Origin of the sequence: Microbacterium sp. NPDC057741 (assembly GCF_042798735.1) — a bacterium.
Taxonomy (GTDB): Bacteria; Actinomycetota; Actinomycetes; order Actinomycetales; family Microbacteriaceae; genus Microbacterium.
The window spans coordinates 278,979-286,264 of sequence record NZ_JBHVJW010000005.1 but is presented as its reverse complement, the minus strand read 5'-3'; the positions used below and the strand labels follow the sequence as shown (position 1 = coordinate 286,264).

General features: G+C 69.2%; 11 protein-coding genes and 1 rRNA gene. 8 read left to right on the top strand and 4 right to left on the bottom strand.

The annotated features are described in order from the left end of the window. From rrf to ACFVDO_RS16680, 4 genes are all read left to right on the top strand, one after another. A 5S ribosomal RNA gene (rrf, locus tag ACFVDO_RS16695) occupies positions 1–91 on the top strand; the annotation flags it as partial. 142 nt (positions 92–233) lie between these two features. Further along, entirely contained in the window at positions 234–368 is a 135-nt protein-coding gene (locus ACFVDO_RS16690) for a hypothetical protein (protein WP_378856780.1), read from the top strand. Positions 369–589: 221 nt separating this feature from the next. After that, a complete protein-coding gene (locus ACFVDO_RS16685; RefSeq protein WP_378856778.1) occupies positions 590–787 on the top strand; it encodes a hypothetical protein in 198 nt (65 codons plus the stop codon). A gap of 128 nt (positions 788–915) precedes the next feature. Beyond that, positions 916–2,631, top strand: a complete 1,716-nt coding sequence (locus ACFVDO_RS16680; RefSeq protein WP_378856776.1) for an acyl-CoA dehydrogenase — start codon at positions 916–918, stop codon at positions 2,629–2,631. A gap of 99 nt (positions 2,632–2,730) precedes the next feature. Here the strand turns inward: ACFVDO_RS16680 and soxR are convergent, their stop codons facing one another. Beyond that, positions 2,731–3,198: a redox-sensitive transcriptional activator SoxR gene (gene soxR / locus ACFVDO_RS16675; protein ID WP_378856774.1), complete on the bottom strand. Its 468-nt coding sequence runs from the start codon at positions 3,196–3,198 to the stop codon at positions 2,731–2,733. A gap of 81 nt (positions 3,199–3,279) precedes the next feature. Here soxR and fdxA point away from each other — a divergent pair, with 81 nt between their 5' ends. Then, positions 3,280–3,606 (top strand): ferredoxin, encoded by a 327-nt coding sequence (fdxA, locus tag ACFVDO_RS16670; RefSeq protein ID WP_378856772.1) that lies wholly within the window; start codon positions 3,280–3,282, stop codon positions 3,604–3,606. A gap of 11 nt (positions 3,607–3,617) precedes the next feature. Next, positions 3,618–4,130 carry a flavin reductase family protein gene (locus ACFVDO_RS16665; RefSeq protein ID WP_378856784.1) on the top strand — a complete coding sequence of 171 codons (513 nt, stop codon included), beginning with the start codon at positions 3,618–3,620 and terminating at the stop codon, positions 4,128–4,130. Positions 4,131–4,136: 6 nt separating this feature from the next. Here ACFVDO_RS16665 and ACFVDO_RS16660 read toward each other — a convergent pair whose 3' ends face one another. Further along, on the bottom strand, positions 4,137–4,799 hold the full coding sequence (locus ACFVDO_RS16660; protein ID WP_378856770.1) for a haloacid dehalogenase type II: 663 nt from the start codon (positions 4,797–4,799) through the stop codon (positions 4,137–4,139). Positions 4,800–4,933: 134 nt separating this feature from the next. Here ACFVDO_RS16660 and ACFVDO_RS16655 point away from each other — a divergent pair, with 134 nt between their 5' ends. After that, positions 4,934–5,413 (top strand): hypothetical protein, encoded by a 480-nt coding sequence (locus ACFVDO_RS16655; protein WP_378856768.1) that lies wholly within the window; start codon positions 4,934–4,936, stop codon positions 5,411–5,413. Between the two features lie 3 nt (positions 5,414–5,416). After that, a complete protein-coding gene (locus tag ACFVDO_RS16650; protein WP_378856766.1) occupies positions 5,417–5,551 on the top strand; it encodes a hypothetical protein in 135 nt (44 codons plus the stop codon). Positions 5,552–5,556: 5 nt separating this feature from the next. Here ACFVDO_RS16650 and ACFVDO_RS16645 read toward each other — a convergent pair whose 3' ends face one another. Further along, entirely contained in the window at positions 5,557–5,925 is a 369-nt protein-coding gene (locus tag ACFVDO_RS16645) for a hypothetical protein (RefSeq protein ID WP_378856764.1), read from the bottom strand. Between the two features lie 32 nt (positions 5,926–5,957). Beyond that, positions 5,958–7,286 (bottom strand): threonine/serine exporter ThrE family protein, encoded by a 1,329-nt coding sequence (locus ACFVDO_RS16640; protein ID WP_378856762.1) that lies wholly within the window; start codon positions 7,284–7,286, stop codon positions 5,958–5,960.

Here is a 7,286-nt window from a genome sequence, read left to right as displayed (position 1 = left end):
GCCCGGTCACATTCCGAACCCGGAAGCTAAGCCTCACAGCGCCGATGGTACTGCAGGGGGGACCCTGTGGGAGAGTAGGACACCGCCGAACTCCTTCTAAACGAAAGAGCCACCCAAAGCTGGGTGGCTCTTTCGCGTTAACCCCACGCCTTCGGGCGCCACTGATTTGACTTCCCCTGCCTGCGGGCTATGGTCGATGGTTACGCCAGCCATCAGAAGGGGAAGCGATAACCATGTCTGGAAAGACGCCGCAGTCACGCGCAGGAAAGAAGGCGCCCAAGCTCTCGTTGAAGGAGAAGAGAGCCGAGAAGCGCGAGAAGCGGGAGCCGGAGGCGTTCATCAAGCCTCGCAAGGGCGCGAGCCGCTGATTCGACTCCATCTCCTGCGGGCGCTGCTGTGGACCGTCTTCCTGGTCCGGGCAGCGCCCGATCTCGTCTCACGCTCTGCGAGCACCGCGAGGAGTAGAGTTTCTCGCGTGAAGATCGGGATGGTGCTGGACGCGACGCGCGGCACGAATGGAGAGGTCTGCCCGACCGCCCCGTGATCCTGCTGTCCACCTTCGCCCGACGTAGGGAGAGGGGGTGAATGCATGGACGAACAGATTCTGAAGTCCGGCGATATCGTCGCCGCGACCGTCACGAAGCCGGTGCCGTTCGGCGTTCTCGTGGAGTATGCGGGCGTGCCGGGACTTGTGCGGGGCACGAACGGCGTATCCGGAACGGTGTTGAACCTGCGCGTGATCGAGTTCGACTCGGCGCAGCACCGGTTCTCCGCTGAACTCGCGTGACTCCGGGAGGTGCGGGGCGGTGTTCTCACAGGCCCGCACCTCTTCCCATGCGAGCTTTCGGTGATACTCGATCCCAGCTAGACTGATCCGCAGTCTCACCACATGCGGTGTCGCAGAATGGAGTCCCGATGGCATCCGACTACATCCCCCCGGTCTCGGACTACGCGTTCCTGTTCGGCGAGGCCTTCGGCCTCGACTTGGTCGCGCGCGGCTCCGGCGGCGCCTTCAGCGCGGAGGATGCCACCGAGATCCTCGCCGGAGCCGGCGAGTTCGCGGCCTCCGTCCTCGCTCCGCTGGAGACCGTCGGCGACCGGGAGGGCGCCCGCCTCGAGAACGGCCAGGTGTACCTGCCAGAAGGATTCGCGGAGGCTTACCAGGCCTTCGTCGAGGCCGGCTGGGTCACTGCAGAGGCTCCGGAGTCCGCGGGTGGCGACGGCTTGCCCGGGTCGATCCGTGCGGGGCTCGGCGAGATCTGGAACGGCTCCAACGCGGCCTTCGCGCTGTGCTGGCTGCTCTCGGCCGGGCAGATCCACGCACTCGACGCCGCGGCTTCCGACGAGATCCGCGCGACCTACCTGACCAAGCTGGTCTCGGGTGAGTGGACCGGCACGATGAACCTCACCGAGCCCGAGGCCGGCACCGACCTGGGCGCGATCCGCACCATGGCCACGCCCCGCGCGGACGGCAACTGGGGCATCAGCGGTCAGAAGATCTTCATCACCTGGGGCGACCACGACGTCGCGCCGAACATCGTGCACCTCGTGCTCGCGCGCACCCCGGATGCCCCGGCCGGCGCCAAGGGCCTTTCGCTGTTCGTCGTGCCGAAGTTCCTTCCCGACGCGTCCGGTGAGCCGGGCGAGCGGAACGCCGTCACCACCGCGTCGATCGAGCACAAGCTCGGCATCCACGGCAGCCCGACCTGCGTGCTCGCCTATGAGGATGCCACCGGCTACCTCGTCGGTGAGGTCGGCGGGGGACTGGCCGGCATGTTCGTGATGATGAACTCCGCGCGCGCCGGCATGGGCTTCCAGGCCACCGGAATCTCGGACCGCGCCTACCAACAGGCCGTAGCCTATGCAGACGAGCGCCGCCAGGGCGGCGTGCTCGACCGCCCCGCCGGTACGCCCATCGCCGGGCATCCTGATGTCCGGCGTCTGCTGCTCTCGATGCAGAGTCGTGTCTTCGCGATGCGCGCGCTGGGCGTGTACTTGGGTGACCTGTTCGACCGTGCCGAGACCGACGGCACCGGTGCCCTCGCCGAGCTCTTCGTGCCGATCCTGAAGGGCTGGGCGACGGAGGATGCGGTCGCGCTCACCAGCGACGCCATCCAGGTGCACGGCGGCATGGGCTTCATCGAGGAGACCGGCATCGCGCAGCACTACCGGGATGCCCGGATCATGCCGATCTACGAGGGCACCACGGCGATCCAGTCGAACGACCTGATCGGCCGTAAGGTGATCCGCAATGGTGGCGCCACCGCGGAGGAGCTGTTCGTGCAGATCGAGCAGACCATCACCGTCCTGCGCGGCGCGGATGACGCGGTCGCCACGCGCACCGCGGATCGCCTCGAGCGCGCGATCGCCTCGGCCCGAGCGGCCACCGCCGCACTGATCGGCTTCGGCCAGACCCGCGACGCCTACGGCGTCAGCGTGCCCTACCTCATGCTGCTCGGCACGCTCGCCGGCGGCTGGATGCACGGGCTCGCCGTGGTCGCGGTTCTCGCACACGCCACGACGGATGCCGCGGACGCAGCGCGCCTGGTGTCCGCCGACTTCTACGGCGCCCACCACCTGCCCCGCGTGCACATGCTCGCCGAGACCGTCACTGCCGGCGAGGTCGCGTAACGCAGAGTGAAGGCGCTGTTCCGATGCGGTCCGGAACAGCGCCTTCGTCATGCCATCAGGACGAGATGGCCTCGCCGGAGCTTCACCCCGAGCGGGTGATCAGCCCGTGTCGTCCTGCAGGCGCAGAGCGCCGGCGCCCTGCGTGCCGAGGGCGTCGTCGGGGTTGAGCAGCCGGCAGGCCCGCATCGAGAGGCATCCGCAGCCGATGCATCCCGTCAGTTCGCGCTCCAGGCGTTCGATGCCCTCGCGACGCTTCTCGAGCTCGCGCTTCCAGCGCCGGGAGGCGCGCGCCCATTCCTCGTGGCTCGGGGTGCGGGTGAGCGGAACGTCGGCGAACGCCTCCTTGACCTCCGACAGCGGCAGGCCGAGGTGCTTCGCCACAGTGATCAGCGAGACGCGGCGCAGCATATGGCGTGCGTAGCGGCGCTGATTGCCGGGGGTGCGCGTCGAGGCGATCAGTCCGAGGCTCTCGTAGAAGTGCAGCGCCGAGGGGGCGACGCCGGTGCGGCGGCTCATCTCACCGATGGTCAGCGGTTCATCCGGTGTGTGCGCGGTCTCTGCGGTCATGAGGAACTTTCGCTCGATTTGACCTCAAGGTTACTTGAGGTTTTACGCTGGAACAGTGACCCGAACGAAGAAGGCCCTCCGATGACCTACGTGATCGCCCTGCCCTGCGTCGACGTCAAAGACAGGGCCTGCATCGACGAGTGTCCGGTGGACTGCATCTACGAGGGCGAGCGCTCGCTCTACATCCACCCCGATGAATGCGTGGACTGCGGCGCGTGCGAGCCGGTCTGTCCGGTCGAGGCGATCTACTACGAGGACGACCTGCCCGAGGAATGGGCCGACTACTACAAGGCCAACGTCGAGTTCTTCGACGAGATCGGCTCGCCGGGTGGTGCCGCCAAGGCCGGCACCTACGACTTCGACCACCCGCTGATCGCCGTACTTCCGCCGCAGGCGGTGGCCGAGTGAGCGCGCCCGCCATGACCGTGACGCCGGGAGCACCGATCCCGTCCGAGGTCGGGGAGGGCATGAAGGCGGCCTTCCGCCGGCATCCGGCCGGGGTCGCGATCATCACCGCGATGAGCCCGACCGGACCGGTCGGGCTGACCGCGTCGAGTGTCGCCTCGGTGGCGGTCGACCCCGCGGCGATCGTGTTCTCGGTGACCCGGGCGACCGGCAGCGCGGGCGCGATCCTCGCGGCGGACGGCTTCGTCGTGCACCTCATCGACGACGACCACTCCGCACTCGCGCAGAGCTTCGCAGTCAGCGGCTCCGAGCGGTTCACGCCGGAGCAGGGGTGGGACATCCTGCCCACCGGTGAACCGCACCTGCCCGCCGCGCGGGTCGCGCTGCGCTGCCGCCCGCTGCAGACCGTCGCCGTCGGTTCCTCGACGGTGGTCATCGCCGAGGTCGTCGAGGTCATCGCGGGCCGCGAGAGCCGCCCGCTGATCTATGTCGACCGCGCGTTCCACGCGCTGCCGCCGGCAAGCTGACCGACGTCAGGGCCGGATGCCGGTGACCACCGCATCGACGAGTTCTGCGAGTGTTCCGAACAAGCCGTCGAACCGGTCGCCCGACATCGGCGCGTCGCCTCCGGGTCGGGGCACGTACGCCGTGCGCATGCCTGCCCGCATCGCGCCCCGCAGATCCCAGGCGTGTGCGGCGACCATGAGAATACGGCTCGGGGGAACGGCGGCGGCGTCGATCGCGGCGCGGTACACCGCCGCATCCGGCTTGTAGGCGGCGACGCGCTCGGCCGACACCGCCCGATGCCAACGCAGGTCGGCATGGCGGCCGAGGGCCTGCAGCGTCGCCGCATCCGCATTCGACAGGCCGAGCACCGTCACGTGCTGCGCGAGCCGCGCCACCTCGCGGGCGCTGTCATCCCAGGCCGGGAGAGACCGGGTCGCCGTGGTGAGCGCGGGCTCGCCGACGCGGGCCGCGGCCTCGGCGTCGAGCATCGTCGACGGCGCGTACGGGCGCTCACCGCGCGCGATCCGCGCCTGCTGGTCGGCGACGTACTGCTGCCAGTCATCGACCCAGCGCGCCGGATCCTCCTCTCCGGTGGCGGCGATCTGCGCCGCCAGCCCACCTGGCTCGTCCACCAGCGTGCCGAGCACGTCGAAGACGACGACCTCGATCCCGTGGAGCACCTGCGTCATCGCATTCCGCCTTCCCGTCTTCCGGGACAACAGCGGGTCGCGGTCAGGGCTTCCCGCGAGGATCCGCCCCGCCTCCGTTCGGGAACCGTGAGGACGTGTTCCCTGCCCCGAGGCGGCGGCGTAGACCGGAGAGCGTGACTCTCACCTCCATCCTTCCCACGCTCCGCGACAGCATCCCGCTGCCCATCGACCACGCGCGCTGGCCGGCCCGCTCGATCGCCCTGCTCGACGACGTGACCATCGCCGCGATCTCCCTGCGGCGATACGCCGAGCTCTGCGGCACGCCCTGCACCTGCACCTGGCCGGCGGTGATCCCGTACTCGGGCGGGATCGCGTCACCGGAGCATTCCACGACGGTCGTCGTCGCGACGGTCGTCGACGCGGCCCGGGGTGCGCTGGAGCTCGATGCGGACCTGGCGCACCTGGCGCCCGAATGGGGCGAGATGCGCCTCATCGGCCGGATCTCGCACGCCTACGAAGAGCCCTTCCGCGTCTCGGATGCGACTTCCCCGCTGGTCTCGCTGCCCGGCGACATCGGGCCAGGTGACCGGATCGCGGTTCCCTGCCCCGGATGCCACACGCTCGGCGAAGTCCGCCGCGGAACAGCGAGGTGACGGATGCTGCTCCATGCCGTCATCCACGCCAGTCGATGCGCACGGCTCCAGGCCGAATTCCTGGCGGCGCACCCCGAGCAGCCCGATCGCGAGCTCGAGGCGGAGGCTGCGCAGCTGTTCTGGGAGGTCACCGACTGACGGGGCTACGAACCGAGCGTCGGCGTGGCGATATCCATCGCGATGCTCGTTCCGATCGTCAGCAGCGCGACGGCACCGATGCCGACCAGAGGCACCCACCAGCTCGTCCTGCGGAGCAGGGCACGCCAGGTGACGGCGATCGCCGACAGGATCCAGAGGACCACGCTGCCCCAGATCTGCGCCTGCGTGCTTGCGCCGGCCAGGGCGTAGTCGCAACTGTCACCGCATCCGGCGATGCTCAGGGCGGACATGACGAGGATCAGGAACCCGGCGTAGGAGGCGACTGCCTGAAGGAGCAGGTAACCGATGCCCGCCGTGACTCCGGTGCCGGCGCCGATCTGTTCCGCCTCTCTCCGGTCTGCGTCTTTGCTCATCCGTGGTCCCCCACCCGCCTGACGGCGTCCCGTCAGCGGTTCCCTCCGCGTTCCCGGTGCCACCAGCGTTTCACGCGCTGCGTGAAGGTGCTCCGCGTATCCGTGTCGTGCGCGACCGGGAGCGCAACGGCGAACTGGACGATCTCCTCGGCGCCGTGGTGCACAACTCGGTACAGCGCGGTGCCGATCAGCACGCCGAGCGCGATCGACATCACCGACACCAGAGCTGCGGTGAAGTCGGCCAGGCCGCCGTCCGTGGCGACCGCCTCGGTCAGGCCCACGAGCCCGGCGGCACCGGGGACCAGCAGCCAGAACGCCGGCAGGAAGGTCAGCTGTGACGGTGCGCCGTTGCGCAGGCCGGCTATCCACAGCACCACCGGCGTCATCGCGAGAGCGCCGATGAACCCGCTCACGGTCGGACCGAGCACGAGGCCGCCGATCGTCTGCGCGGCGTAGGCGACCGCGAGCACGAGCAGCACCCACCCGAACGTGGACGGCGGCGCCGAGAAGTGCAGGTAGTTGCCTGTGGCGAAGACCAGCACGCCGATCAGCGGCACCCACCATGCGACGGTCCCGCCGCCCTCGAGCGGTTCGTAGTCCGCCGAGTCCACGCCCACCAGCGTGCCGGCCGCGAGGATGCCGAACGCCAACAGCGCCAGTTGGACGAATCCGTAGACCAGCCGCGACGCGCCGGCGATCATCTGCCCTGCCGCGAGCTCCACCGTGGCTGTGGTGAGCACGCCGCCCGGAAGGAACGTCACCAGCGGCGCGATCAGCAGATGGATGGGGTCGCCGATGTCGATCACCTCGGCGAGCAGGAACACACCGGTCGCGCACACGAACGCCGCGACGATCGGCATGACCAGCTGCAGCGTCGGCGAGCGCACGAGCTTGAGCAGGCCGATGCCCGCGCCGAGCAGGAACGCGATGATCGCTCCCTGCCAGGTCGGCGCCAGCAGCAGCGCGAGCCCCAGAGTGAGCAGGGCATGACCGAGCGTGCGCACCGCCCACCCGTACCGGGGCCGCATGGCACCGATCTCGTTGAGACGGCGGATGCCCTGATCCGGCGCCACGGACGCCGTCTTCGCCTGCTCGATCAACCGGTACAACGCGGCGATCTGGTCGAACCGGAACTTCGCCGACAGCGTCGACCGCAGCGAGACACGATCCTCCTCACCACCGGTCTCGATGAGGATCACCGTGGGCAGGATGACGATGTCGGTGGCGGTGCTGCCATACGCGTTCGCCAGGGTCGCCATGGTGTCGCGGATGCGATCGACAGACTCGTCCGACGCCGTCATGCCCTCGGCCAGCCCCAGCAGGAACCGATTGAGGACGACGGCGTCGGCGGTGGAGGTCAT

What these genes read in the sequence shown, in the direction of transcription:
- ACFVDO_RS16690 (WP_378856780.1), top strand. Translation starts at nt 234, where the DNA reads ATGTCTGGAAAGACGCCGCAGTCACGCGCAGGAAAGAAGGCGCCCAAG.
- ACFVDO_RS16685 (WP_378856778.1), top strand. Translation starts at nt 590, where the DNA reads ATGGACGAACAGATTCTGAAGTCCGGCGATATCGTCGCCGCGACCGTC.
- ACFVDO_RS16680 (WP_378856776.1), top strand. Translation starts at nt 916, where the DNA reads ATGGCATCCGACTACATCCCCCCGGTCTCGGACTACGCGTTCCTGTTC.
- soxR (WP_378856774.1), bottom strand. Translation starts at nt 3,198, where the DNA reads ATGACCGCAGAGACCGCGCACACACCGGATGAACCGCTGACCATCGGT.
- fdxA (WP_378856772.1), top strand. Translation starts at nt 3,280, where the DNA reads ATGACCTACGTGATCGCCCTGCCCTGCGTCGACGTCAAAGACAGGGCC.
- ACFVDO_RS16665 (WP_378856784.1), top strand. Translation starts at nt 3,618, where the DNA reads ATGACCGTGACGCCGGGAGCACCGATCCCGTCCGAGGTCGGGGAGGGC.
- ACFVDO_RS16660 (WP_378856770.1), bottom strand. Translation starts at nt 4,799, where the DNA reads ATGACGCAGGTGCTCCACGGGATCGAGGTCGTCGTCTTCGACGTGCTC.
- ACFVDO_RS16650 (WP_378856766.1), top strand. Translation starts at nt 5,417, where the DNA reads ATGCTGCTCCATGCCGTCATCCACGCCAGTCGATGCGCACGGCTCCAG.
- ACFVDO_RS16645 (WP_378856764.1), bottom strand. Translation starts at nt 5,925, where the DNA reads ATGAGCAAAGACGCAGACCGGAGAGAGGCGGAACAGATCGGCGCCGGC.
- ACFVDO_RS16640 (WP_378856762.1), bottom strand. Translation starts at nt 7,286, where the DNA reads ATGACCTCCACCGCCGACGCCGTCGTCCTCAATCGGTTCCTGCTGGGG.